This window comes from Sphingomonas jaspsi DSM 18422, assembly GCF_000585415.1.
Taxonomy (GTDB): domain Bacteria; phylum Pseudomonadota; class Alphaproteobacteria; order Sphingomonadales; family Sphingomonadaceae; genus Sphingomicrobium; species Sphingomicrobium jaspsi.
This window is the reverse complement of the sequence record NZ_KK073876.1, coordinates 1,961,183-1,987,068: the sequence shown is the minus strand read 5'-3', so window position 1 is coordinate 1,987,068 and position 25,886 is coordinate 1,961,183. Positions and strand designations below refer to the sequence as shown.

The following is a 25,886-nucleotide window of genomic DNA, read 5'->3' as shown; positions in this document are numbered from 1 at the left end:
TCGCCCGAACAGCAGGCGCGGTTCGAGGCGATGCGCCGCGAGCTCGACGAAAAGGGCTTCATCGTCGCCAAGCTCGACGATGTCGTGACCTGGGCGCGGACCGGTTCGCTGTGGTGGATGACCTTCGGCCTTGCCTGCTGCGCGGTCGAGATGATCCACGTCAACATGCCGCGCTACGACCTCGAACGTTTCGGCGTCGCGCCGCGCGCGTCGCCGCGCCAGAGCGACGTGATGATCGTCGCGGGGACGCTGTGCAACAAGATGGCCCCGGCGCTGCGCAAGGTCTATGATCAGATGAGCGAGCCCAAATACGTCATCTCGATGGGAAGCTGCGCCAACGGTGGCGGCTATTACCACTACAGCTATTCGGTAGTTCGCGGTTGCGACCGCATCGTGCCCGTAGACGTCTACGTCCCGGGCTGCCCGCCGACCGCGGAAGCGCTGCTTTACGGCATCATGCAGCTGCAGCGGAAGATCCGCCGCGAAGGGACGATCGACCGATGAGCAGTCCCGCCCCCCTCATCAAGGCGCGCGACGGCTTCGCGAAGACCTTTGCGGCCGCGATCGGCAAGGGCCATGTCGCGACCAAGGAGCATGTCGGCGAACTGACCTTCACGGTCACCCGCGACGCGTTGATCGAGGCTTGCCGCATTGCCCGCGACGAATTCGGCTACCAGCAGCTGATGGAAATCGCCGGTGTCGACTATCCGCAGCGGCCAGAGCGGTTCGAGGTCAATTACCACCTGCTGTCGGTGACCCATAACCACCGCATCCGCATCAAGGTGCTGACCGACGAAGACACGCCGGTGCCGAGCGTGACGGGCCTGTGGCCGGTTGCGGGCTGGCTGGAGCGCGAGGTGTTCGACCTTTACGGCGTGATCTTCAGCGGCAACCCGGACCTGCGCCGCATCCTCACCGACTATAACTTCGAAGGCTATCCGCTGCGCAAGGACTTCCCGCAAACCGGCTATGTCGAGCTGCGCTATTCGGAAGCCGAAAAGCGCGTGGTCTACGAGCCGGTGCAGCTGCCGCAGGACTTCCGCAGCTTCGACTTCCTGATGCCGTGGGCTGGACCGGAATATGTTCTGCCGGGCGACGAGAAGGCGGTCCCTCAGGCCCCGGGCGCGCCGTCGCCTGCGCCTGCGCCGAGCACGCCGTCGGTCAAGGCCGAAGCCGGGCCGGGTACCAAGAAGGTGACCGAAAAGCCGGCGGATACCGGCGCCGGAAAGCCTGCCGAACAGGCGGCGACCAAGGCTGCCCGCAAGCCCGCCGCCGCCAAGGCGAAAAGCGCGGGCGGCAAGGCGACGGCAACCGCCGAGCCCAAGCCCGCCGCCAAGAAGAAATCACCGGCCAAGCCGAAGAAGGGTGACGCATGACGACGACGCTAGACGTCATGGTCGGCGCGCCGCAGGGTGATAAGCCCACCGCCGGCGACCAGACCGTTTCCAACTACACCATCAATTTCGGTCCGCAGCATCCGGCCGCGCACGGTGTGCTGCGCCTGATCATGGAGCTGGACGGTGAGATCGTCGAACGCGTCGATCCACACGTCGGCCTGCTTCACCGCGGCACCGAAAAGCTGATCGAATATCGCACCTACGCGCAGGCGCTGCCCTATTTCGACCGGCTCGATTACTGCTCGCCGATGTGCATGGAGCACAGCTACGTGCTGGCGGTCGAAAAGCTGCTCGGCCTCGAAGTGCCGCTGCGCGCGCAGTATATTCGCGTGCTGATGGCGGAGCTGACCCGCATCTCCAACCATATGCTAAACCTTGGCGCGCACATCATGGACGTGGGCGCGATGACGCCCAACCTGTGGCTGTTCGAGGTGCGCGAAGACACGTTGCAGCTCTATGAGGCGGTGTCGGGCGCGCGCATGCACGCCAACTACTTCCGCGTCGGCGGCGTTCACCAGGACATTCCGGAAAAGGTGCTGGTCCAGATTTCCGACTGGCTCGACAAATTCCCGACGATTTTCGAGGATGCGATCAGCCTCGTCGCCGACAACCGCATCTTCAAGCAGCGCAATGTCGACATCGGCACCGTCAGCAAGGAAGACGCGCTGGCATGGGGCTTCAGCGGCCCGATGATCCGCGCCGCGGGCATTCCGTGGGACATCCGCCGCGCGCAGCCCTACGAAGTCTATGACCGGATGGAATTCGACATTCCGGTCGGCACCAAGGGCGACTGCTACGACCGCTTCATGGTCCGCGTCGAAGAAGTGCGCCAGTCGGCGCGCATCATGCGCCAGTGCCTGCGCGACATGCCCGAAGGCTCGATCGGCACCACTGACCGCAAGGTCTTCCCGCCCAAGCGCGCGGAGATGAAGCAGTCGATGGAAGCGCTGATCCACCACTTCAAGCTCTACACCGAGGGATATCACGTCCCCGAAGGCGAAGTGTATGTCGCGACCGAAAGCCCCAAGGGCGAATTCGGCGTCTACCTTGTCGCCGACGGCACCAACAAACCCTATCGCTGCAAGATCCGGCCGACCGCGTTCAGCCACCTGCAGGCGATGGATTTCATGATGAAGGGTCACATGCTCGCCGACACCACCGCGGTCCTGTCCGCGATCGACGTCGTCTTTGGGGAGTGCGACCGCTAATGGCTGAGCGCAATTTCGCCCCTGATACGCCCGAACTCCGCGCCGAGTGGGGCGGGTTCGCCTGGACCGAGGCCAATGCCAAGGCCGCGAAGGATATCGTCTCGCGCTATCCGGCGGGGCGGCAGGCGTCGGCGTCGATTCCGTTCCTCGACCTTGCCCAGCGGCAAGTCGGCGAAATGACAGGGACTCAAGGCTGGCTGCCGATCCCGGTGATCGAATTCGTCGCGCGCGAGCTCGATATGCCGCCGGTCCGGGTGCAGGAGGTCGCGTCCTTCTACACCATGTTCAACCTCGTGCCCGTCGGTAAGTACCATGTGCAGGTGTGCGGCACGACGCCGTGCATGTTGCGCGGGTCGGACGATGTGCTGTCGGCCTGCTTCAAGCGCGGCCTCAAAAAGGGCCACACCACCGGCGACGGCCTGTTCACGCTGACCGAGGTCGAATGCCTTGGTGCCTGCACCAACGCGCCGATGGTCCAGATCAACGACGACAATTTCGAAGACCTGACCGAAGAGAGCATGGGCGCGATCCTCGACGCGCTGGCCGAGGGCAAATCGCCCAAGCCCGGCCCGCAGATCGCCCGCCAGACGAGCTGCCCCGAGGGTGGCCCGACGACGCTCAAGAAGATGGCCGAACGCAACTACGACTATCGGGGGCAGTGGTGATCGCTTTCGTCATTCTCGTGATCCTCGCGATCGTCGTGTTGAGCCTGGTGCTCAAAATCTTGTGGCTGGGCCTGATCGTCGCCGTGGCGGTCGGTCTTGTCATGCTGGCTCAGGACAAGCTGGGCGGGAAGCGGATCAAATGAGCGGCATCACGTCACTTAGCGACAAGGATCGCATCTTCACCAACGTCTACGGCTTCCAGGGCGCGGACCTGAAGTCGGCGCAGGCGCGCGGCGATTGGGACAATACCGCCAAGCTGCTGAAGACCGGCCAGGACGAGATCATCGAGATCGTCAAGGCGTCGGGCCTGCGCGGCCGCGGCGGCGCGGGCTTCCCGACCGGCATGAAATGGAGCTTCATGCCCAAGGCGCCGACCCCGGGCCGCCCCAACTTCCTGGTCATCAACGCCGACGAATCCGAGCCCGGATCGTGCAAGGACCGCGAAATCCTGCGCCATGACCCGCACAAGCTGGTCGAAGGCGCGCTGATCGCCGGTTTCGCGATGCGTGCGCGGGCGGCTTACATCTACGTCCGCGGCGAATTCATCCGCGAGACCGAGGCGCTGCGCAAGGCGGTGGCCGAGGCCTATGACGCGGGCCTGATCGGCAAGAACGCCTGCGGGTCGGGTTATGACTTCGACGTCTTCGTCCATCGCGGCGCGGGCGCCTACATCTGCGGCGAAGAAACCGCGATGCTGGAGAGCCTCGAAGGCAAGAAGGGCCAGCCGCGCCTGAAGCCGCCGTTCCCGGCCGGTGCGGGCCTTTATGGCTGCCCGACCACGGTCAACAATGTCGAAAGCATCGCCGTTACGCCGACCATCCTTCGCCGTGGCGCGGACTGGTTCAAGAGCTTTGGGCGCGAGAATAACGCCGGCACCAAGCTGTTCCAGATTTCAGGCCATGTGAACAAGCCGTGCGTCGTCGAAGAGGCGATGAGCATCCCGTTTGGCGAGCTGATCGAGAAGCATTGCGGCGGCATTCGCGGCGGCAAGGACAATCTGCTCGCCGTCATCCCGGGGGGGTCTTCGGTGCCGCTGGTCCCGGCCGCGCAGATCTGGGACGCGCCGATGGACTTCGACGGGTTGAAGGCGCTCGGCTCCGGCCTTGGCACCGCGGCGGTCATCGTCATGGACAAGTCGACTGACATCGTCCGCGCCATTTCGCGCCTCAGCTACTTCTACAAACATGAAAGCTGCGGCCAGTGCACGCCGTGCCGCGAAGGCACCGGCTGGATGTGGCGCACGATGGAGCGCCTGCGGGAAGGCGACGCCGAAGTCGCGACCATCGACCAGCTCTACGACGTCACCAAGCAGGTCGAGGGCCACACCATCTGCGCGCTGGGCGACGCCGCCGCCTGGCCGATCCAGGGCCTCATCCGCCACTTCCGCCCCGAGCTAGAACGCCGCATCGCCGAGCGTAACGGCATGCAGGAGGCGGCAGAGTGATGGCGCCTGTAATTCTCATGCTCGCGGCAGCCTTGTTGGCGCCTAAGGAAGACGAATTCACGCGTGAAACGCCGATCGGATCGCGCTTGTCGCGGCCAGTCGACGCAAAAGAATTCGCGGCAGATCAAGCTCGGCGCATTCAGGCTGGTTTTGGCGAGTGCGTGGTCAAGAAACAGCCTGAATTAACCAAGGAGTTTGTCCTCAAACCGCGCTACGAGAAAGATGATCTACGAAAAATCTTCCCGAAGATCGGGGACGGATGGTGCCTGCTCCAAGCTGCTGATTCTACAGGAAGTCTCATGCGGTTTCCGGGCGACACGTTGCGTTACACCTTCGCCGATGTGTTGATCCGTAAGGAATTCACCAATGGGGCACCGAATATCGCCGATGCTGGGCCGATACAGCATGCGCCCTTAGTCGAAGGCGATTATCTGCCCAGTCCCCGACGCAAAGCGAGCGCGGCGGAGTTGGAAGAACTGGCGCTCAACCGCCAGAAAGCGCTGGTAGCTATCTACCTGTCAAAGTTCGGTGAATGCGTGGTTCGATCCAATCCCGTGGCCAGCTATCAGCTAATCAATTCCAAAATTCTGACTCCCGAGGAAAGTGCAGCGTTCACAGCGTTAGCGCCGTCCTTCGGTCCGTGCGTCGAAGCCGGCCAGTCGTTCAAACTCGACAAATCGGCCGTGCGCGGGACAATCGCTATGAATCTGTATCGTCTGGCTCACGCGCCCCGCGTCGTGGGCAATGCGCAAAAGGGGTCTGCCCAGTGACCCGCCTGATATCTTTAATGGTAGTCGCGAGTCTGGCGGCGAGCGCGGATGCGAGGCCGCCGCGGCAGGACGGCTATCAGCTGAGCGAAGCCGAAACGCGCGAGGCGATGGAGAGCTATGCCAAATGCTCGGTCAAGGCCGCGCCGCAGTTGGCGTCGACCGCGGTCGTCGAGGACTGGGACAGCAAGCTGCTGATCGGCACCGGATCGAAGCTGGTTTCGGCCGACTGCACCCGCGCTGCGGGTTTCATCCGGGCGCTGCGCTTCGAGGCCAATATCTATCGCGCGCTGTTGGCGGAAACGCTGATCAAGCGCGATCCGGCCGTCGCGGTCGCCGCCGAAGCGCTGAAGGGAATGCCGACGCTGGCCTATCGCCAACCCTGGCCGGTCGAAACCGTCGATGCGAAGGGCAAGCCGCTCGATGCCGAAGCGATCGCGCGGCAGCAGCAGGGCTATGACCGCAAGGTCGGCGCCATTGCGGGCCAGCAGATCGGTGAATGCGTCGTGCGCGCCAACCCGGCGGGCGTCAGGGCCGTGTACGACACCAAATCGGGCAGCCCCGAAGAACTGGCTGCGCTGAAGGCGCTGGCACCGGTGCTTCCGGGATGCGTGCCCGCGAACAAGAAATTCTCCTTCGACCGCGCGTCGCTGCGCGGCAGCCTGGCGCTGGCCTATTACCGGCTGGCAATGGCGTCGAAGGGCGTGACCTGGGCCGGTGAGCCGGCCAAGGGCGATGGAGCTCAGAACTAATGCCGAAGCTTACCGTAGACGGCGTCGAGATCGAGGTTCCGCAGGGCGCGACCGTCCTGCAGGCGTGCGAGCTGGCGGGCAAGGAAATCCCGCGCTTCTGCTATCACGAGCGCCTCAGCATCGCCGGCAACTGCCGCATGTGCCTGGTCGAGGTCGCCCCCGGGCCGCCCAAGCCGCAGGCGTCGTGCGCGCTTCCGGCGGCCGATGGCCAGACGATCCGCACCGACACGCCGATGGTCAAGAAGGCGCGCGAAGGGGTGATGGAGTTCCTGCTCATCAACCACCCGCTCGACTGCCCGATCTGCGACCAGGGCGGCGAGTGCGACCTGCAGGACCAGGCGATGGCCTATGGCCGCGGTAGCTCGCGCTTCGACGAGAACAAGCGCGCGGTCGACGACAAATATATGGGCCCGATCGTCAAGACGGCGATGACCCGCTGCATCCAGTGCACCCGCTGCGTCCGCTTCTCGGAAGAGGTCGCGGGGACGCCGGAAATGGGCATGCTGTTCCGCGGCGAAGACAGCCAGATTACCAGCTACCTCGAAAAGGCGCTGACCAGCGAATTGTCGGGCAACCTGGTCGACCTGTGCCCGGTCGGCGCGCTGCTGAGCCGTCCGTACAGCTTCGAAGCGCGGCCGTGGGAACTGAAGAAGGTCCCGGGCATCGACGTGATGGACGCGGTCGGCACCAACATCCGCATGGACGTGCGCGGCCGCCAGGTCATGCGCATCCTGCCGCGCATCAATGACGCGGTGAACGAGGAATGGGCGCACGACAAAACGCGCCACAATGTCGACGCGCTGGTCCGTGGCCGCCTCGACCGCCCGTGGATGCGGGTCAAAGGCAAGTTGCAGGGAGCGACCTGGGGCGAGGCGCTCGACGCCTTCGCCAAGCAGTTCAAGAAGGCCGGTTCGAAGGTCGCGGCGATCGCCGGCGACCTGCTCGATGCCGAGACGATGTATGCCGCCAAGGCGCTGCTGTCGGGCGCGGGGTCGAGCCTGCTCGAAGGCCGCCAGACCGGCCTCGATTATGACGTGACCTCGCTTGGCGCGGTGCGGTTCAACACACCGCTGGCCGAGATCGAAAATGCCGACGTGGTCCTGCTGGTGGGCTCGAACGTCCGCTGGGAAGCGCCGCTGGTGAACACCCGCCTGCGCAAGGCGCAGCGTCGCGGCGCCAAGGTATTCGCGATCGGGCCCGACGTCGACCTTGGCTATCCGGTTGAATGGCTCGGCGATGACCTGTCGCTGCTCGGCAAGCTGCCCAAGGCGGCGGCCGACGCGGTCAAGGGCGCGGCCAGACCGGTGATGATCGTCGGTCCGGGTGCGCTCGGTGCCGGGGCGCTGGGTGCGGCGATTGCCACGTCGGGTGCCTTCATTAAGGACGGTTGGAACGGCTTTAACGTCCTCCACACCGCCGCCGCGCGGATGGCGGGGCTGCTGCTCGGCTATGCACAGAAGGGCGGTCTTGCCGACGTCAGGAAGGCGAAGCCGGAACTGGTGCTGCTGCTCGGCGCGGACGAAGTTCCCGCCGATGCCTTCGCCGACGCGTTCAAGGTCTATATCGGCCACCATGGCGACAAGGGCGCGGCGATGGCCGACCTGGTCCTGCCGGGCGCGGCCTATAGCGAAAAACACGGCACCTTCGTCAACATCGAAGGCCGGGTGCAGCGCAGCGAACGCGCCACCTTCCCGCCGGGCGACGCGCGCGAGGATTGGACGATTTTGCGGGCGCTCAGCGACCTCATCGGCCAGCCGCTGCCGTTCGACCGCTTCGACCAGCTCCGCGCGGCGATGATCGCCGATACGCCGGCGCTTGGCGCGGAAGAGGGCGCGGTGCTCGACCTCGGCTGGAACCCGCCGAAGCTCGATGCCAAGGCCTCGGGCGGCGTCAGCTATCCGATCGCCGACTTCTACCTTACCAACGCGATCTGCCGCGCCAGCCCGACCATGCGTCGCTGTTCGGACGAACTGGTCAAGGGCATCGACTTCATGGAGGCCGCGGAATGACCGCGCTGTTCCAAAGCTGGGGCATGGGCTTCGAAGGAGCCTGGTTCCTCGCGACCATCATCGGCATCCTTGTCATCGCCCTGCCGCTGATGCTGGCGGTGGCGATGGTGATTTATGCCGAGCGCAAGATCTGGGCCGCCATTGCGCTCCGCCGCGGGCCGAACGTGGTCGGGCCGTGGGGCCTGCTGCAAAGCTTCGCCGACGGGCTGAAGGTCTTCCTCAAGGAAACCATCATCCCGACCAGCGCCAACAAGGGGCTGTTCCTGATTGCGCCGATCATCACCTTCACAGTCGCGTTGATCGTGTGGGCGGTGGTGCCGTTCGACGTCGGCGTGGTGCTGACCGATATCAACGTAGGCCTGCTCTACATCCTCGCGGCAAGCTCGCTCGGCGTTTACGGCGTGATCCTCGCCGGCTGGGCGTCCAACTCCAAATATCCCTTCTTCTCCGCGATCCGCGCCGCCGCGCAGATGGTGAGCTATGAAGTGTCGATCGGCTTCGTGCTGATCTGTGTCGTGCTGTATGCCGGCAGCTTCAACATGACCGACATCGTCATGGCGCAGAAGGGCAATGTGCTGGGCATCTTCAACGGCTTCGGCTTCAACCCGCTGCTGTTCCCAATGGCGATCGTGTTCCTGATCAGCGCGATGGCCGAAACCTTCCGCACCCCCTTCGACCTGGTTGAAGCGGAAAGCGAGCTGGTCGCGGGTCACCAGACCGAATATTCGTCGATGAGCTTCGCGCTCTTCTGGCTCGGCGAATATGCCAACGTCATCCTGATGTGTGCGCTGAACGCGATCCTGTTCTGGGGCGGGTTCCTGCCGCCGATCGACTGGGCGCCGCTCTATCACGTCCCGGTTTTGGGATGGTCGACTGGATGGATGTGGCTGATCGCGAAGATGTGCTTTTTCTTCTTCGTGTTCGGCTGGGTGAAGGCGACCGTGCCGCGCTACCGCTACGACCAGCTGATGCGGCTGGGCTGGAAAATCTTCCTGCCGCTGAGCCTGCTATTCGTCTTCCTCATTTCGGGCTGGCTGATGCTGACCCGCTACGGAGTGGCCGCATGATCGCGCGCACCATCAAAGCCTTCACCCTGTGGGAATTTGTGAAGGCGCACGTCCTGACCTTGAAGTATTTCTTCAAGCCCAAGGCGACCATCAATTACCCGTACGAGAAGGTGCCGCAGTCACCCCGTTTCCGCGGTGAACATGCGCTGCGCCGCTATCCCAACGGCGAGGAACGCTGCATCGCGTGCAAGCTGTGCGAGGCGATTTGTCCGGCACAGGCGATCACCATCGAGGCCGAACCGCGTGAGGACGGCAGCCGCCGCACCACCCGTTACGACATCGACATGGTCAAGTGCATCTATTGCGGCCTGTGCCAGGAAGCCTGCCCAGTCGATGCCATCGTCGAAGGCCCGAACCTCGAATTCGCGACCGAAACGCGCGAGGAACTGCTTTACGACAAGGCCAAGCTGCTGGCCAACGGCGACCGCTGGGAACAGGCGATCGCCGCCAATCTTGCCGCCGATGCGGCGTATCGGTAGGGGCCGCGCACTTCCATGATCGCTCTCATCGCCTTCTACCTGTTCGCGACGATGACCATCGGCTCCGCGCTGCTGGTGATCTTCGCGCGCAACCCCGTCCACAGCGTGCTGTGGCTGATCGTCGCTTTCTTCAACGCGGCGGGCCTGATGCTTCTGCTCGGCGCCGAATTCATCGCCATGCTGCTGGTCATCGTCTACGTCGGCGCGGTCGCGGTGCTGTTCCTGTTCGTCGTCATGATGCTGAACATCGATTTCGCGACGCTGCGCGCAGGGGTGTCCCGCAACCTGCCATTCGGCCTGATCATCGCGCTGGTGTTGCTGTCGGAAATCATCGTCGCGGTGTCGGCGTGGAAGGCGGGCCCCGTGACCGCGCCTGCCACCGCCGCCGGCCCGGTCCAGCCCAACATCGTCGCGCTGGGTGAACTGCTTTACACCCGCTACCTGTTCCCGTTCGAACTGGCGGGCCTGATCCTGCTGGTGGCGATGATCGGCGCGATCGTGCTGACCCACCGAAGTCGCGGCGACGTGCGCGGGCAGAATGTCGCGCGCCAGGTCGACCGCGACCCCAATGAAGCGATCAAGAATCTGAACCCGGCGGTGGGTGAGGGGATGAAGCTGTGATTGGCCTGACTCATTATCTCGCGGTCGCCGCGATCCTCTTCACGCTCGGCGTGCTGGGCATCTTCCTCAATCGCAAGAATATCATCCTGATGCTGATGGCGATCGAGTTGATCCTGCTGTCGGTCAACATCAACCTGGTCGCGTTCAGCGCCTTCCTCGGTGACCTCACCGGCCAGGTGTTCGCCATGTTCGTCCTCACCGTCGCTGCGGCCGAAGCCGCGATCGGTCTGGCGATCCTTGTCATTTTCTTCCGTCGCCGCGGTTCGATTGCGGTCGATGATGTCAACCGGATGCGCGGCTGATGGACCTGTCGATCAAGCTTATCGTCTTCCTTCCCCTGTTGGCGGCAATCGTCGCGGGGCTGGGCGGTCGGATTATCGGCAAAGTGCCGGCCAAGGCGATCACGACCGGCGCCCTGTTCGCCAGCTGTGCGCTTAGCTGGCCGATCTTCCTGTCGTTCGTCGGCGGGCATGCCTCGCCGCAGGTTGTCGACGTGCTGACCTTCATCAAGTCGGGCAATCTCGACGTGAACTGGGCGCTTCGTGTCGACACGCTGACCGCGGTGATGCTGGTCGTGGTGACGACGGTGTCGAGCCTCGTCCACCTCTACAGCTGGGGCTATATGAGCGAGGATCCCTCGCAGCCCCGTTTCTTCGCCTACCTGTCGCTGTTCACCTTCGCCATGCTGATGCTGGTGACCGCCGACAGCCTGGTGCAGATGTTCTTCGGCTGGGAAGGGGTGGGCCTCGCGTCCTACCTGCTGATCGGTTTCTGGTACCACAAGCCCTCGGCCAACGCCGCCGCGCTCAAGGCGTTCGTCGTCAACCGCGTCGGCGACTTCGGCTTCTCGCTCGGCATTTTCGGCACCTTCCTGGTGTTCGGCACCGTCAGCATCCCGGCGATCCTCGCCGCCGCGCCGTCGATGGCGGGATCGACCATCGGCTTTGCCGGCATGACCGTCGATACGATGACGCTGCTCTGCCTGCTGCTGTTCGTCGGCGCGATGGGCAAGTCGGCGCAGCTTGGCCTGCACACCTGGCTTCCGGACGCGATGGAAGGCCCGACCCCGGTCAGCGCCCTCATCCACGCCGCGACCATGGTCACCGCCGGCGTCTTCATGGTCTGCCGCCTGTCGCCGATGTTCGAAACCAGCGGCACAGCGATGACCGTCGTGACCTATGTGGGCGCCGCGACCTGCCTGTTCGCCGCGACCGTCGGCACGGTGCAGAACGACATCAAGCGCGTGATCGCCTATTCGACCTGTTCGCAGCTCGGCTACATGTTCTTCGCGGCGGGCGTCGGTGCCTATGGCGCGGCGATGTTCCACCTGTTCACCCACGCTTTCTTCAAGGCGTTGCTGTTCCTTGGCGCGGGTTCGGTCATCCACGCGATGCACCACGAACAGGACATGCGCTATTACGGCGCACTGCGTAAGGAAATCCCGCTGACCTTCTGGGCGATGATGGCGGGCACGCTGGCGATCACCGGCGTCGGCATCATGGGCGTATTCGGCTTCGCCGGCTTCTATTCGAAGGACGCGATCCTGGAGAACGCCTTCGCCAGCGGCAGCGTCCATGGCCACATCGCCTTTTTCATCGGCGCGTTTGCAGCGCTGCTGACCAGCTTTTACAGCTGGCGCCTGATGTTCCTGACCTTCTTCGGCAAGGCGCGCTGGGCGGGTAGCGAGCACATCCAGCACGCCGTTCACCACCATCACGAAGACGAAGGGCAAGCATCGTCGGATCATGACAGCGCGCACGACCATGGTCACGCCACGGTCGAAGGCACGGCGGGTTACCATCCGCATGAAAGCCCGTGGTCGATGCTGATCCCCTTGGGCGTGCTTTCGGTGGGCGCGGTCTTCGCAGGCTTCGGCTTCGAACATTATTTCGTGTCGCCCGAAGGCGCGGCCGAATTCTGGAAGGGCAGCCTGGTGTTCAACGAACATCTGGCCCACGCCAGCCATGAAGTGCCGCTGTGGGTGAAGCTGGCGCCGCTGGTCGTCATGCTGACCGGTCTCGCAATCGCCTACCGCAACTATATCGCAAAGCCCGACGCACCGGCCGCGTTCGTCGCCATGTTCCCGCAGCTCCACAAGTTCCTGATGCACAAGTGGTACTTCGACGAGCTCTACAACGCGGTGTTCGTGAAGCCGTCGCTGGCGCTCGGCCGCTTCTTCTGGAAGCGCGGGGACGAACAGACCATCGACCGCTTCGGCCCGCACGGTGCGGCGACGGTGGTGGCCGTCGGCAATCGCCTCACGACCCGCCTGCAATCGGGTTATGTCTATAGCTATGCCCTGGTGATGCTGCTCGGCCTGATCGGCGCGGCGACCTGGGTCTTCTGGTGGGTCAAATGAGCGGTCTTCCGATCCTTTCCATCCTGATCGCGATCCCGCTCCTTGCGGCGGGCATCGTATCGCTGTTCGTCGGCGCCAACGGCGCGCGCTGGACCGCGCTGATCGCCACGCTCGCCAACCTGGCGATCGGCATTGCGATGTGGGTCGCATTCGACCCCAACGGCGCGCAGTGGCAGTTCACCGAAAGCGTGCCCCTCGGCGGCGGCGTCACCTATGCGCTGGGCATCGACGGCATCGCGCTGATGCTGATCATGTTGTCGCTGTTCCTGATGCCGATCTGCATCGGCGCGTCGTGGCGCGCGATCGACAAGCGCGTGCCCGAATATATGTCCGCCTTCCTGCTGATGGAGGCGCTGATGATCGGCGTCTTTGCGGCGCAGGACCTGCTGCTGTTCTACATCTTCTTCGAAGGCGGCCTTATCCCGATGTACCTGATCATCGGCATCTGGGGCGGCGCGGACCGCATCAAGGCGAGCTACAAATTCTTCCTCTACACGCTGGCCGGCTCGGTGCTGATGCTGATCGCCATGCTGGTGATGATCGGCAAGGCGGGGACGACCTCGATCCCGGCGCTCATGGCCTATGATTTCGATCCGTCGTTGCAATGGTGGCTGTGGCTGGCCTTCTTCGCCAGCTTCGCGGTCAAGATGCCGATGTGGCCGGTCCACACCTGGCTTCCCGATGCGCACGTGCAGGCGCCGACGGCGGGTTCGGTCATCCTGGCCGGCGTGTTGCTGAAGATGGGCGGCTACGGCTTTGTCCGCTTCAGCCTGCCAATGTTCCCCGAAGCGTCCGCCCAGTTCATGCCGTTCGTATTCGTGCTCAGCGGCATCGCGGTGGTTGTCACCTCGCTGATCGCGCTGGTCCAGCACGACATGAAGAAGCTGATCGCCTATTCGTCGGTCGCGCACATGGCGTTCGTCACCTTCGGCCTGTTCGCCTTCAATCGGCAGGGGATCGAAGGTGGCCTGATGGTCATGCTCGGGCACGGCCTGGTATCGGGCGCGCTATTCCTGTGCGTCGGCATTATCTACGACAGGCTGCATACCCGTGAGATCGCGCGGTACGGCGGGCTTGCCGACAACATGCCCAAATACGCCTTTTTCTTCCTGTTCTTCACCATGGCGAGCGTCGGCCTGCCGGGGTTGAGCAACTTCGTCGGCGAATTCCTGTCGCTGATGGGCACCTACGAGGCGTCGAGCTGGGCGGCGATCGTCGCGACGACCGGAATCATCCTCGGCGCGGCTTACATGCTCTACCTCTACTGGCGCATTTGCTACGGCACGCCGAAGAATGCCGACGCAGCGGCCATGCCCGACATGGACATGCGCGAGCTGTGGCTGCTGGGCCCGATCGCCGCCGCAACCTTGTGGATGGGCGTCTATCCCGAATCCTTCCTGCGTCCGATGCGCAACGACGTCGGTCACTTGCTGGAGCGTCTCGAGCGCGCCAAGCTGGCCGGCGACGCGCACCTGACCGCAGGCAAACCCTCTCCAAAAGCTGAAGCCCATCATGGGGAAGCGCACTGATGAATTTCGCCGCCATCCTTCCTGAAGCCATCCTGACGGTCGGTTCGATCGTGCTGATGATGGTCGCGGCGTTCGGTGGAAAGCGCGCCGCGGGCCTCACCAGCTGGGCCGCGATCGCGCTGCTCATCGCTGCGGGCGCCGCGTTGATTGGCGCGCCCAGCCAAGCCGGCGCACTGTTCGGTGGCCTTATCGCCGCCGACGGGTTCGGCGCGTTCGGCAAGGTGCTGATCTACGGCTGTGCCGCCGTCGCGATCCTGATGGCGCACAACTGGTTCGAACGCGATTTCGAACATGCCGCCGAATATCCGGTCCTCGTCCTCCTCGCCGCCACCGGCATGAGCGTGATGGTCAGCGCGACTAGCCTGATGACGCTCTATGTCGGCCTCGAACTCAACAGCCTCGCGGCCTATGTGCTGGCGTCCTATCGGCGCACCGACGACCGGTCGGCCGAAGCGGGCCTCAAATATTTCGTTCTCGGCGGCCTGGCTTCGGGCATCCTGCTCTACGGCATTTCACTGCTTTACGGGTTCACCGGCACAACCCAGTTCGACGGAATCGCCGCCGCCTTCCAGCGCGACGGGCTGAATTCGATCGGCCTGCTGTTTGGCCTCGTCTTCACGCTCGCGGGCTTGGCGTTCAAGGTCAGCGCGGTACCGTTCCACATGTGGACGCCCGACGTGTATGAAGGTGCCCCAACCCCGGTCACTGCCTTCTTCGCCTCCGCCCCGAAGGTCGCGGCGATGCTGCTGTCGACCCGCGTCTGCCTTGACGCGATGGGTCCCGCGACCGAAGCGTGGCGCCAGATCATGACCTTTGCGGCGCTCGCTTCGATCGCGCTCGGCGCCATCGCGGCGTGGGGTCAGACCAACATCAAGCGTCTGATGGCCTATTCGTCGATCAACAACGTCGGCTTCGCGCTGATCGGCCTCGCCGCCGGTGGCACCGCAGGCGCGGCGGCAGTGCTGTTCTACATGGCAGTCTATGTCGTGATGACGCTCGGCACCTTCCTTTGCATCCTGCGCATGAAGAATGAAGAGGGCGAGCCGGTCGAGGAAATCGCCAGCCTGTCGGGACTGTCGCAGCGCCAGCCGGCGCTCGCGGCGGCTTTCGCCATCTTCATGTTCAGCATCGCCGGTATCCCGCCGCTGTTCGGTTTCTGGCCGAAGCTGGTCGTGTTCCAGGCGGCGGTGGCCGAAGGTCTCTATCCGCTGGCCGTCTTCGGCATCCTCGGGACCGTCATCGGCGCCTTCTACTATCTGAAGATCGTCAAGGTGATGTATTTCGACGCCCCCGCGCAGCCCTACGCCAAAGGCGACCATGGCCTCGAAACGGCGCTGATCGCGCTGGCCGCGCTATTCGTCAGTCCGCTCGGCTATTTGCTGATCGGTCCGCTCGGTGACCTCACCAAATCCGCGGCGGGCAGCCTCTTCTGAGCAAGATCCGCATCGTCGAGCGCACGGGCTCGACCAACAGCGACCTGCTCGCCCGGACGGACGCGGTGGAAGGCGACTGGCTGGTTGCGCTGGCGCAGGATGCGGGACGGGGGCGGCACAATCGCCATTGGCAGAGCCTCGACGGCAATTTCTTTGGATCGACGCTGGTGCAGTTGCGCCCCGGCGATCCCGAGGCGCCGAGCTTGGCGCTGGTCGCGGGATTGGCGCTGATCGAAGCTGTCGAACATGCCGCACCGGCGGCGCCGCTCAGCCTGAAATGGCCCAACGACCTGATGCGCGGCGATGCCAAGCTGGCGGGTATCCTGCTCGAACGGTCGGGCGACCGGGTCGTGGCGGGGTTCGGGGTCAACATGGCCGTCCAGCCTGAGGTCGAGGGTCGCAAAACCGCCTCGCTGTCCGACCTGTGCAACCTGACGCCTCAAGCGTTCGCGCCACTGCTCGCGGGTAGCTTCGCCCGGCTGCTCGGCGCGTGGCGCATGGCCGAGCCGTCGGCGCTCGCCAAGGCGTGGGAGGCCAAGGCGCACCCCGTCGGTACGCCCCTGACTGTGCATAGCGGCCCAGACGAGCGGACGAGCGGGATCTTCGACGGGCTCGAGCAAGACGGGGCGATGCGATTGTGCTTGGCGGACGGCAAAGTGGAAATCGTCCGCGTAGGCGACGTCAGTCTGGGCTAGGGCAGCGCTGAAAGCAGCCAATGCCCCATGGGCGCGCTCCAGTTCGTATCGAAGACCATCGTTTCGATACTTTGTTCGACAAACCAGATCGGCGCGAGAACCAGCCAGACCGGGTGGACTTGGCCGTAGCGGATGCGATCGCGAAACATGGCGATGACGATCGGAATGTTCGGAATTAACAGGCCGAACAGGATATCGGGCCGGTCAACGGGTGGCAGCAGGTGCCGCCACCGAAAAACCGCTGGCCACATCACGGCAATCGTCGCCAGCGCCATCAGGCGTTTGTGCGCGGCGGGCCGTTTGCGCAGTACTGTCGCCGCAACGACCATGAGTAAGAACATGCTGAGTCCGGTCACGGTGCCCATGAACGATGTTTCGGCCACGACGCCCTGGCTCGGAAGGTCACGTCGTGCCGCCCAGACGTTGGTGAGGATTCCCGTCGCCCACACGGCCACCGCGACCGGAATGCCGGCCCACCCCAGTCGCCTGTGCAGCCTTATGTCGCCGCGCTTGCCGAGCAGGGCCTGAGTGGCGAACAGGGTCACCCAGGCAAAGGCGCTCAGGCCGTGCCAATGGACGATAGGCGGCACCGCGAGTTCACCGCGCGCCATCGGTCCGAAATAGGTGGTGGAAAAACCGATCGCGATTGCGATGTACGCGGCCAGGGCCAGCCCCAGGTAAAACCACTGCCGTCGGTCTGCTGCCCAAGCCGTCGCCATTTCGCCGCCCCCGTTCCGTCGTCAGGCTAGCGTTCCCGCCGCGCCCCCGCTAGGGGCTAGGACCATGCTGCTTGCCATCGATGTCGGGAACACCAACCTCGTTTTCGCGCTGGTCGACGGGCGCGAGATCAAGACGCGCTGGCGGATCGCTACCGACCCGCGCCGGACCGGCGACGAATATGCCGTCTGGCTGCACCAGCTGATGGAGCTCGAAGGCTATGGCCGCGGCGACGTTACCCAGATCATCGTCGGGTCGGTCGTGCCGCGCACGCTCCATAACCTCGACGTGCTGGGGAAGAAATACTTCGGCGTGTCGCCGCTGGTCGCAGGGCAGGGGGCCGCAACCTGGCCGATCTCGCTCGACGTGCCCGATCCGTCCAGCGTCGGCGCGGATCGCGCGCTCAACGCTATTGCCGCCCATGCACGGCACGAAGGCGACCTGGTGGTGGTCGACTTCGGGACCGCGACGACCTTCGACGTGGTGGGACCGGACGGCGCATACCGCGGCGGCATTATCGCGCCGGGCATCAACCTGTCGCTGGACGCATTGGTCAGCGCCGCCGCCAAGCTGCCCCGTATCGCCATCGCCGCACCGGCCGACGACCGCGTCATCGGGCGCACCACGGAAAGCCAGATGCTGATCGGCGTCTATTGGGGATATATCGCGATGATCGAAGGCCTGCTCAACCGGCTCAAGAAGGAAATCGGCGGGTCGGTGAAGGTCATTGCCACCGGCGGTCTCGCAATCCTGTTCGACAAGCATACCGACGCGTTCGACGCGATCGAGGACGACCTGACGATCCAGGGCCTCGCCATGCTGGCGGAGGGTTCACGCCAGTGACGCCGGGAGAAGAACTGCTGTTCCTCGCGCTCGGCGGGTCGGGCGAGATCGGCATGAACGTCAACCTTTATGGCTGCCGCGGCAAATGGCTGATGGCCGACCTTGGGCTGACCTTCGCCGACACCGATTATCCGGGCGTCGAACTGATCCTGCCCGACCTCGAATTCATCGAACAGCGAATGGACGATCTTGTCGGCATCGTGCTGACGCACGGCCATGAAGATCATATCGGCGCGCTGCCCTACCTTGCCGCCGACCTGAAGGTGCCGCTTTACGCGACACCGTTCACCGCGGGCCTGATCGCGGGAAAGCTGGAGGAAGAAGGGCTGACCGGGCAGGTGCAGCTCAAGGTGATCGAACGCGGCGGCAGCATCGACCTGGCGCCGTTCCGCGTCACCTATGTTCCGCTCGCCCACTCGATCCCCGAAGGCAACGGCCTGCTGATCGAGACGCCGTTCGGCAACGTCTTCCACACCGGCGACTGGAAGCTCGACGAGAACCCCGTGCTCGGCCAGCCGAGCAGCGCTCAGACGTTGAAGGCGATTGGTGACGAAGGCGTGCTAGCGCTAGTGTGCGACAGCACCAACACCTTCCAGGACGCGCCATCGGGCAGCGAGAGCAGCGTCCATGCCGGCTTGCTGGAGCAGGTGAAGAAGGCGCAGGGCCGAGTACTGGTGACGACCTTCGCCTCCAATGCCGCCCGCCTCGAAACCATCGGCAAGGTGGCGCAGGAGGCGGGGCGAAAAGTGTGCGTCGCGGGCCGCAGCCTCGACCGTATCTTGAAGGTCGCAAAGGCGACGGGTTATCTGCGCGACTTTCCTGAAACGGTGCGGTTCGACGATGCGATGCGGCTGCCCAAGCATGAATTGCTGATCATCGCCACCGGCGGGCAGGGCGAACCGCGCGCAGCGCTGGGGCGGATTTCGGGCGGCACCCATGAGCTGAAGCTCACCGAGGGTGACACGGTTATCTTCTCCTCGAAGCAGATCCCGGGCAACGAGATCGCCATCGGTCGGATCATGAATGCGCTCAGCGACCTTGGCGTCATCACGGTCACGGAACGGCAGGCGCACGTCCATGTGTCCGGCCACCCGGGTCGACCCGAGCTGGCGGAAATGTATCGCTACATGCGCCCGGACATATTGGTGCCGGTCCATGGCGAAATGCGGCATATGCGCGAACAGGCGCGCTTCGGGTTGGAGCAAGGTGTGAAGAGCGCCATCGTCCAACGCAACGGCGACATCATTCGTCTGGCCCCCGACGGGCCCGAGCGGATCGGGGTCGAGCGCACCGGCCGTCTTGTGCTGGACGGCGACGTCATCCTTTCCGCCGACGGCACTACGATCAACGAGCGGCGCAAGATGGCCTATAACGGCTTCATCGCCGTCGCCGTGCCGATCGGTCGCAATGGCGAGCGGATCGGCGAGCCCGTGCTGCGTCCGTTCGGCGTCCCGGTCGAAGAGGATCGCGCCGACTTCCTGGCCGATGCGACCGATGCCGCCGCCCGCGCCTATGAGCCGGGCAAGGATGTCGAAAAAGTGCGTGAAGCCGTACGCCTTGCCGTGCGCCGCTGCGCCACCCTCTGGACGGGCAAGAAGCCGGTGGTCGACGTCATGCTGGTCGAGACCGACCGATGAAGTGGACGTCGGTCCTCGCCATCTATTTCCTGATCTGGGTATTTACCGCTTTCCTGATGCTGCCGTTCGGCGTCAGGACCAGCGATGAAGTCGGCGAGACAAAGGTACCGGGGCAGGCCGACAGCGCGCCGCACCGGTTTGACCTCAGCCGTCACCTCCTGAAGGCGGCACTGGTCGGCGCGCTGCTGACTGCTTTTTACGTCGCCAATTACAGCTTCGGCTGGATAACCGTCGACAGCCTCGATTTCTACAACTAGCGGCGGCGTTCGATCGCCTGCGACAGGGCGGCGTAGAGTTTGCCCATGTCGCTCGACATCAGCGTGACCGCAATCATGCCGCCATCGCGCTCCGCCAACACCCGGCGCAGCATCGCTTCAAAGTCGTGGACGTAGCGATTGACCGATTCCTGGAATTCGGCGTCGGTCTCGAACTGCTGGGCGATGGCGCGGGTCTCCGTCCCCCCGATCAAACGCACGGCGCGGCGGGTGAAGACCCCGCGATTGCCCTTCATATAGGCGTGCCACGCCTTTTCATCGACTTCGTCGCTGAGGATCTTCTGCACGTCGATCGCGGCGCTGTTCATAGAATCCATCAGCAGCGAGACACGCTTGGCAAATTCTTCGCCGCTGTCCTTGCGCTGCGCTTCGCGGCTGCGCTCGATATGGGCTTCCAGCGCGGCGGCGCTTTGGCCGATCGACAGCATCTGGTGGGTCAGGCGATCCGATGCCTCGCGCGCGTTCTCTACAGCGCGCGCCGCCACTTGGTCGAGTTCCTTCAGCTTGGCTTCGACACTGTCGCGCACCGCCTGTTCGAGCGCGGCCCGGGTCGCTTCGCTGAGTTCGGCAGCGCTTTCGGGAATGACCCGTGAAATGGCTTCGCGGGCACGTTCGGCGGCATGGGTGGCGGTTTCGCGAACCTGCACCAGCGCCGCGACGAGCGCCGGGCCGGTTTCGCCCTGAAGCCGCTGCGCTTCCGCGCCGGCGGCGGCGATCGAGGCCGACAGTTCGGCCAGCCGCTGTTCCGCCTGACCGACGCCGAGGTCGATGCTGGTCATCAGCTGGGCCAGCTGTTCCTGCTGAGCCGAAACCCCGCCGACGCTCTGTTCAAGGCGATCAGCGGCTTCGAACGACGACTGGCGTATGGCGTCGACATGCGGCCTGACCGCTTCGGCAGCGGCGAGCAATCGATTGGCGCCCGTTTCGGCATCGCCAAGCGCGTCGGCCATCTGGCCCTGAAGGGCGATCCCGAGCTGGTCGATCCCGTCGCGCAGCAACGACGTGCGCTGGCTGAGTCCTTCGATCGTGCTGTCCTGGGTCGCCGTTGCGCCGGTCAGCGCTTCCAGTTCCCCACGCAGGCGGCCCAGCGCAACCTGGACGTGGCTGGCGCGGTCGTCGCCCGTGCGGGCTAGGTCCATGAACTTGTCGTCGAGCGCGGCGAGCCCGGTTTCGAGATCGGCCATCAGCCGTTGGGAAGCGCGTTCCTGCTCGGCGATGCGGGCGCTGAGGCCGTCAAGGCCGGCGCCAGCGGCCGCGATACGTTCGCCCAGCTGTTCGGCGGCGTCGATCCCGGCGCGGCCTATCCCCGCATGGCTCTGGCTGAGCAGCGCGCTGACGGCGGCCGACTGGGCGTCGATGCCGCTACGGATTTCGGACAGCGCATCGGCCGCCTTTGCGAGTAGCGCGTCGACCACGCCGTTCGATTCCGTGCCTGCCTCGTTGATGCGCGCCGTGGCGCTGGCCGAGGCAGTGTCGATGTTGGCGAGGCCGGCGAGCAGCCGTTCGGTCGCCTGGGTGACGATCTGGTCGGCTTCGCGCGTCCGCGACGACAGCGATTCTACCTGCGCCTGGAAAGCACTCGTCTGTTCGACCGCGGTGCGGCCCGCGTCCCGCAGGGTCGCGGCCATCTGCATCGCGGTCGCTTCGGCCTGCGGCAGGTCGGCCAGCATGATGCCGAAGTCGCTGCGCGCCGATTCCGCCGCCCGGTCGAGTGCGGCGCTATGTTCGGCCAGCTTGCGCGAGCCTTCGTTGAGGTCTGCCGTGACCGAGCCGAGCCGCGATGCGGCCTGGTCGCCAAGACCCATCAGGTCGCCGGCCATGACGCCAAGCGCCGTGTGATTGTCCTCGATCTGGCGCGACAGGGCGCCCAATACGTCCTGCAGGTTCCGCGCCTCCGTCCGCATCGCGACGACCGAGCGGGTGAACCGTTCGGCTTCCTTGCGACGCGTGCGACCGAACATCAGCCAGACGAGTCCAAGCAGCGCCAGCGGGCCGGTGAGGATTGCGATCCACTGCGCGATCGCCGGGCTGGTCAGCGGTTCGCTGCCCAGGGCCCGGCCGCCGGACCATGCGGCGTAGCCGACCCACAACAGCGCGAGCAGCGCCAAGCCCCAACCCAGCACCATGCGCGCACCCGCCGGCGCGACGCCGTCCTCGATCCGCGTTTCGTCCCAGCTGCGATGGTCGAACGAGGGTCCGGCCATGATTTCTTCCCCCTCGATGACCGGGATGGCGTCCGGTTCGACGGTGTCGGGCTGACGATGGGCGTAGTTGGGGCTGCTGGTCATGATCGGGGAGTTTACCAACTTTGCCGACATGCGAAAGCGACAAACGGCCACAGTCGGGGTGGAAATGTCGCGTCCGCCTGTCCTATGGCGATGCGGGGCATGTTACGCGACGCAGCGGGGAAGACGGACGAATGGCGATCGGCGCCCTGATCGGGGCCTATCAGGAAGATGACGCAGGCGGACTGCGGGCTTTGTTGCCGCTCGCAGGGCGCACGCTGGTCGAATATCAGGCGCGCTGCCTTGCGGCCGCAGGGGCATCGCCGATCATCCTTCTGGTCGAGCGAATTCCCGTCGCGCTCAACGATGCGCTTGAGCGCTTGCGCAGCGAAGGCATTGCGCTGGTGCCGGTGAGCGACGGCAATGAGGCGGCGAGCCGGTTCGAGGTAGGCACCGAACTGATCATGCTGGCAGACGGCATCGCGCCCGACATGAACGACCTTGGCGGCCTGGTCAGCGACGCCGGAAGCGCCGTCGTTACGGTGCCCGACGACGAAAATCATCAGAGTTTCGAACGGATCGACGGTCAGCACCGCTGGGCGGGTCTGGCGCGGGTGGAAGCGGCGCAGGTCGGCGCGACGGCAGCCATGCTGGGGGATTGGGACTTGCAATCGACGCTGTTGCGGCGCGCGGTCCAGGCGGGCGCTCGCTTCATTCCCGCCGTTAGCGGTGAGGGCAGAGGCCCGTTCCTTGCCGCCAACCTGGACGAAATGGCCGGGTTCGAGCGGCGCTTGATCGTCGCGTCGCGAACGGCAAGGGAAGATGCTGCAGGGCGCTATATCCTCCCGATCGTCGAAGAATTTGCGACTGAACGGCTAATGGAGACATCGGTGCGTCCGGCCTGGCTGGTGCGTGTTGCGGGCGCGATGCTTCTTGCGGCGGCCTTTTGCTTTACGCGCGGTTGGGGCTTGGCTGCCGTCGGGCTGGCGGTGGCCGCCACGCCGATCGACCTCATCGCACAGAGAATTGCGACCCTTCGCTTGCGACCGCTGCCGACATCGATGGTCGCGCGGCGGGCGCTTTGGCCGTTCGCCGGCCTTGCGCTGCTGGCGCTCGGTTGGTTCGAAGCGCGCCATGGGGCAGGTTGGGGGGCACTGGTATGCGCACTCTCCGCCACGGCCTTTGCCGAAGCGACCCGGATCGAACGGGGCGGCGCGGCCGTCAACGGCGGCGAATGGCTGCTCAGCTGGCGAAACGCGGCCTGGTTGGCCGTCCCATTCGCCCTTGCCGGATGGTGGAACGTCTACCTGGGGCTGGTCGCGCTCTACGCGGCAACCAGCTTTTTCATCGTCCAGCAGCTTCGGCATCGCGTCGAGCGCAATTGACCCCGCGTTAACCTCATCCGTTTTATAGCGGGTGCATGATGCCCGTGGACTGGCCTCCTGCTGCGAAAGCGGCGGTCCATACCCATGATCCCGCGCGACCCCGCTCGGGACGACGGCGGCTGTCCGCCGCCCGGGCCGATTTCTTCCTGGATCCGGATCACCGCCTGACTGACGAAGAGCGGGCGTTGATGGGCGCGATGGCGCGCGGTATCGTCGGCGAGATCGCCGACGAGCTGCTGTCGGCGATCCCGGCGATACTTTCGGCACGGGCCGAGGGCCACCGCGACCTGCTCTATGCCCGCCTGTTGTCGTCGGCGTCGTTTCAGTCGGACGAATTCGTCCGCCTTCTCCTGCGGCGGAGCGACGAACAGCGCCTCGCCGGTACCCAAGCGCGCGATAGTTCCGGGCTTGTAGCGTCGCTAGTCAGCGATGCGGACGCATCTATTGCCGACGCTGCGATGGACCTGACCATTTCGCGTGGACATCGAACCGACCGCTTCGGCCGCATGGGAATCGGATTCGACGACCTCTCCGGCGAGGACGCCGTTGCGATCGTGTATGCCGTTGCGGCCTGCCTCAGGGAGGCGCTCGACCCCGATGCAGACCTGGCCTTGGCGGACGCCGCGCGCGACCTTCTGGCGCAGCACGACGAAGGACGGCGAATCGAGGCCAAGGTCGAGGCGCTGGCCCGCGCGCTCGATGCCGGCGGGCGCGCCACCGACGACAAGATCAGGGAGATCGCCGCCAGTCGCGATATTGCGCTGATGTGTGCGCTGATGGCTCGACGCGGCGGCATCAGCTTTGACGATGCCTGGGACATGGCGATGGCGGGCGACGCGATGTTGCTCGCCAGGATCGCGCAGTGCGATCGGACCACCGCCGCCCAGATCATCGCCAGTTTCGACCGACTTCCCGGCGAGGATGGTGCCGAGCGCGCGATCGAACGGTACGACCGGTTGGGCGAACCCGATGTCGATCGGTATCGCAACTGGCTGCGTCTCGACCCCCATTACCGCAAGGCTTGCCTGCAGATGGACCGCGACAATGGCTAGCAGGCCGTCCGACACCGTTCCCGTGACCGGTCGCACCGATCGCGACGGTCGGCTGGTCGAGGCCGATCCGCCGCTGCGCCGACTTCAGGAGGAAGCCGGGTCGGCGATGGGAAGGCCGATCGCGCTGCCCCAACTGGCCGCCATCGTCCGAACCGCGTTGCGCCTTGGCGTGCCGCTGTCGCGGTCGGTCATCGCAGCGTCGGCGAGCGAAGACCTAGACCTTTGGGTGCGAGCGGTGCCCGACATCGACGGCGTAGCGATTTCGATCGAAGGCTGGCAGGCCCGCCCTGCCGCAGGACCGCGCCTGACGCTGATCGCCGGTGGGAAGGACCTCGAAACTGCGGAAACGGCGGGCGATCAAGTAGCACGGATGGTCAGGGTCGATGGCGAATTGCGCGTCCAATCGATCGACCCGGAACTTAGCCGATTGTTCGGCCCCGACGCCCAGATTGGTCGGCCGCTTACCCGTGCTATCCAGTTGGTCGAAGACGAAGACGGGACGATGCCATTGCTCGGCGCCTTGGGTGCGCGGCAGGATTTCGACGGGCAGCTGGCGCGGCTGAGGTCGGACAGCCGCGACGAACTGCGCCTGTCGGGAACCGTCGTCGCGAATGAGGCCGGTCGTTTCGAAGGGTTCGACATCAAGGTCGATCTCGGCGGACCCGCTTCGTTGCCGGTCGACGAAGCCCCTTCGGACCCGGCCCTCGACGCCGCGCTGCGCAGTCCGCTCGACCAGATCATCGCCGCCGCCGAGCGCATCGTCGACCGGAGCGATGGTCCATTGCGCAGCGATTATGCCGCCTACGCCAGCGATATCGCCGCGGCCGGCCGTCACCTGCTGTCGGTCCTGCGATCGATGAGCGACGACCCGGGCGCCGTCGCCGCCGACAAGGTCGATCTCGTCGCCTTGTCGCGAGAGGCCGTGTCGCTCGTCTCGGCCGACGCCGCCGCGTCCGGGGTCGAATTTGAGCTTGAGGAGCATGAAGGCGCACTCGATGCGCGGGGCGAACCGCGCGCGATCCTCCAGATCCTGGTCAACATTCTAGGTAATGCGGTCCGCCATTCACCGCAGGGCGGGACCGTCGCCATCGTGTTCGACGAGGATGGCGGCAAGGCGCAGGTCACGGTCGCCGATCAGGGGCCTGGCATAGACCGCCGCGACCAGCAACGCATCTTCGAACGCTATGAACAGGGATCCGCACCGGGCAGCGCGGGCCTGGGTCTTGCCATTTCGCGCCGGCTCGCTCGCACGATGGACGGCGATGTGACGCTGGAGAGCGCCCCCGGCGAAGGGGCGCGTTTCACCTTGAGCCTGCCGCGCCTCTAG

25 protein-coding genes are annotated in these 25,886 nt (G+C 65.0%); 23 read left to right on the top strand and 2 right to left on the bottom strand.

Translation table 11 applies throughout. The annotated features are described in order from the left end of the window. Positions 1-30: 30 nt before the first annotated feature. Genes G570_RS10125 through G570_RS10050 form a run of 17 tightly spaced genes read left to right on the top strand, consistent with a single transcriptional unit; the run spans position 31 to position 16,425 of the window. Positions 31-504, top strand: coding sequence for a NuoB/complex I 20 kDa subunit family protein (locus G570_RS10125; RefSeq protein WP_156930473.1), 474 nt, complete (start codon positions 31-33; stop codon positions 502-504). Further along, a complete protein-coding gene (locus G570_RS10120; RefSeq protein WP_037501943.1) occupies positions 501-1,376 on the top strand; it encodes an NADH-quinone oxidoreductase subunit C in 876 nt (291 codons plus the stop codon). The genes G570_RS10125 and G570_RS10120 overlap by 4 nt, the downstream gene beginning before the upstream one ends. Next, entirely contained in the window at positions 1,373-2,605 is a 1,233-nt protein-coding gene (locus G570_RS10115) for an NADH-quinone oxidoreductase subunit D (protein WP_037501940.1), read from the top strand. Before G570_RS10120 ends, G570_RS10115 begins: the two co-directional genes overlap by 4 nt. Continuing rightward, a complete protein-coding gene (locus G570_RS10110; protein WP_037501938.1) occupies positions 2,605-3,270 on the top strand; it encodes a complex I 24 kDa subunit family protein in 666 nt (221 codons plus the stop codon). The genes G570_RS10115 and G570_RS10110 overlap by 1 nt, the downstream gene beginning before the upstream one ends. Beyond that, positions 3,267-3,413: a hypothetical protein gene (locus tag G570_RS13760; protein ID WP_156930421.1), complete on the top strand. Its 147-nt coding sequence runs from the start codon at positions 3,267-3,269 to the stop codon at positions 3,411-3,413. The genes G570_RS10110 and G570_RS13760 overlap by 4 nt, the downstream gene beginning before the upstream one ends. Then, a complete protein-coding gene (nuoF, locus tag G570_RS10105; RefSeq protein WP_037501935.1) occupies positions 3,410-4,714 on the top strand; it encodes an NADH-quinone oxidoreductase subunit NuoF in 1,305 nt (434 codons plus the stop codon). Before G570_RS13760 ends, nuoF begins: the two co-directional genes overlap by 4 nt. Continuing rightward, positions 4,711-5,484, top strand: coding sequence for a hypothetical protein (locus G570_RS13235; RefSeq protein ID WP_156930420.1), 774 nt, complete (start codon positions 4,711-4,713; stop codon positions 5,482-5,484). Before nuoF ends, G570_RS13235 begins: the two co-directional genes overlap by 4 nt. After that, entirely contained in the window at positions 5,481-6,233 is a 753-nt protein-coding gene (locus G570_RS13230; RefSeq protein ID WP_156930419.1) for a hypothetical protein, read from the top strand. Before G570_RS13235 ends, G570_RS13230 begins: the two co-directional genes overlap by 4 nt. Beyond that, positions 6,233-8,242 carry an NADH-quinone oxidoreductase subunit NuoG gene (gene nuoG / locus G570_RS10090; RefSeq protein WP_037501932.1) on the top strand — a complete coding sequence of 670 codons (2,010 nt, stop codon included), beginning with the start codon at positions 6,233-6,235 and terminating at the stop codon, positions 8,240-8,242. Before G570_RS13230 ends, nuoG begins: the two co-directional genes overlap by 1 nt. Further along, positions 8,239-9,309, top strand: coding sequence for an NADH-quinone oxidoreductase subunit NuoH (gene nuoH / locus G570_RS10085; protein ID WP_037501930.1), 1,071 nt, complete (start codon positions 8,239-8,241; stop codon positions 9,307-9,309). The genes nuoG and nuoH overlap by 4 nt, the downstream gene beginning before the upstream one ends. Next, on the top strand, positions 9,306-9,788 hold the full coding sequence (nuoI, locus tag G570_RS10080) for an NADH-quinone oxidoreductase subunit NuoI (RefSeq protein ID WP_037501927.1): 483 nt from the start codon (positions 9,306-9,308) through the stop codon (positions 9,786-9,788). Before nuoH ends, nuoI begins: the two co-directional genes overlap by 4 nt. 15 nt (positions 9,789-9,803) lie before the next feature. Next, positions 9,804-10,409: an NADH-quinone oxidoreductase subunit J gene (locus tag G570_RS10075; RefSeq protein ID WP_037501924.1), complete on the top strand. Its 606-nt coding sequence runs from the start codon at positions 9,804-9,806 to the stop codon at positions 10,407-10,409. Continuing rightward, a complete protein-coding gene (gene nuoK, locus G570_RS10070; protein ID WP_037501921.1) occupies positions 10,406-10,711 on the top strand; it encodes an NADH-quinone oxidoreductase subunit NuoK in 306 nt (101 codons plus the stop codon). The genes G570_RS10075 and nuoK overlap by 4 nt, the downstream gene beginning before the upstream one ends. Continuing rightward, on the top strand, positions 10,711-12,768 hold the full coding sequence (gene nuoL / locus G570_RS10065) for an NADH-quinone oxidoreductase subunit L (protein ID WP_037501918.1): 2,058 nt from the start codon (positions 10,711-10,713) through the stop codon (positions 12,766-12,768). Before nuoK ends, nuoL begins: the two co-directional genes overlap by 1 nt. Further along, complete coding sequence (locus tag G570_RS10060) at positions 12,765-14,297, top strand: NADH-quinone oxidoreductase subunit M (protein ID WP_037501916.1); 1,533 nt, start codon at positions 12,765-12,767, stop codon at positions 14,295-14,297. The genes nuoL and G570_RS10060 overlap by 4 nt, the downstream gene beginning before the upstream one ends. Beyond that, positions 14,297-15,730, top strand: a complete 1,434-nt coding sequence (gene nuoN, locus G570_RS10055) for an NADH-quinone oxidoreductase subunit NuoN (RefSeq protein WP_037501913.1) — start codon at positions 14,297-14,299, stop codon at positions 15,728-15,730. The genes G570_RS10060 and nuoN overlap by 1 nt, the downstream gene beginning before the upstream one ends. Then, positions 15,706-16,425: a biotin--[acetyl-CoA-carboxylase] ligase gene (locus tag G570_RS10050; RefSeq protein WP_342665244.1), complete on the top strand. Its 720-nt coding sequence runs from the start codon at positions 15,706-15,708 to the stop codon at positions 16,423-16,425. Before nuoN ends, G570_RS10050 begins: the two co-directional genes overlap by 25 nt. Here G570_RS10050 and G570_RS10045 read toward each other — a convergent pair. Further along, the gene (locus G570_RS10045; protein WP_037501908.1) at positions 16,422-17,144 is read right to left on the bottom strand and encodes a hypothetical protein; all 723 of its coding nucleotides are present in this window, start codon (positions 17,142-17,144) and stop codon (positions 16,422-16,424) included. The two genes, G570_RS10050 and G570_RS10045, sit on opposite strands and share 4 nt — an antisense overlap. 64 nt (positions 17,145-17,208) lie before the next feature. On the opposite strand from G570_RS10045, the gene G570_RS10040 reads away from it, so the two are divergent. The 3 genes from G570_RS10040 to G570_RS10030 are packed head-to-tail and all read left to right on the top strand — an operon-like array spanning position 17,209 to position 19,879. Then, positions 17,209-17,985 (top strand): type III pantothenate kinase, encoded by a 777-nt coding sequence (locus G570_RS10040; protein WP_037501905.1) that lies wholly within the window; start codon positions 17,209-17,211, stop codon positions 17,983-17,985. Beyond that, the gene (locus tag G570_RS10035) at positions 17,982-19,622 is read left to right on the top strand and encodes a ribonuclease J (protein ID WP_037501902.1); all 1,641 of its coding nucleotides are present in this window, start codon (positions 17,982-17,984) and stop codon (positions 19,620-19,622) included. Before G570_RS10040 ends, G570_RS10035 begins: the two co-directional genes overlap by 4 nt. Beyond that, positions 19,619-19,879 carry a DUF1467 family protein gene (locus G570_RS10030; protein WP_037501899.1) on the top strand — a complete coding sequence of 87 codons (261 nt, stop codon included), beginning with the start codon at positions 19,619-19,621 and terminating at the stop codon, positions 19,877-19,879. Before G570_RS10035 ends, G570_RS10030 begins: the two co-directional genes overlap by 4 nt. On the opposite strand, the gene G570_RS10025 is transcribed toward G570_RS10030, so the two are convergent. Then, the gene (locus G570_RS10025) at positions 19,876-22,185 is read right to left on the bottom strand and encodes a coiled-coil domain-containing protein (RefSeq protein WP_156930418.1); all 2,310 of its coding nucleotides are present in this window, start codon (positions 22,183-22,185) and stop codon (positions 19,876-19,878) included. The genes G570_RS10030 and G570_RS10025 overlap by 4 nt on opposite strands. Before the next feature lie 131 nt (positions 22,186-22,316). On the opposite strand from G570_RS10025, the gene G570_RS10020 reads away from it, so the two are divergent. From G570_RS10020 to G570_RS10010, 3 genes are read left to right on the top strand one after another with little or no spacing between them, the layout of a single operon-like run. Then, positions 22,317-23,507 (top strand): hypothetical protein, encoded by a 1,191-nt coding sequence (locus tag G570_RS10020; protein WP_037501893.1) that lies wholly within the window; start codon positions 22,317-22,319, stop codon positions 23,505-23,507. Between the two features lie 44 nt (positions 23,508-23,551). Beyond that, positions 23,552-24,559, top strand: coding sequence for a DUF2336 domain-containing protein (locus tag G570_RS13875; protein ID WP_169731751.1), 1,008 nt, complete (start codon positions 23,552-23,554; stop codon positions 24,557-24,559). Beyond that, positions 24,552-25,886: a sensor histidine kinase gene (locus G570_RS10010; RefSeq protein ID WP_037501889.1), complete on the top strand. Its 1,335-nt coding sequence runs from the start codon at positions 24,552-24,554 to the stop codon at positions 25,884-25,886. The genes G570_RS13875 and G570_RS10010 overlap by 8 nt, the downstream gene beginning before the upstream one ends.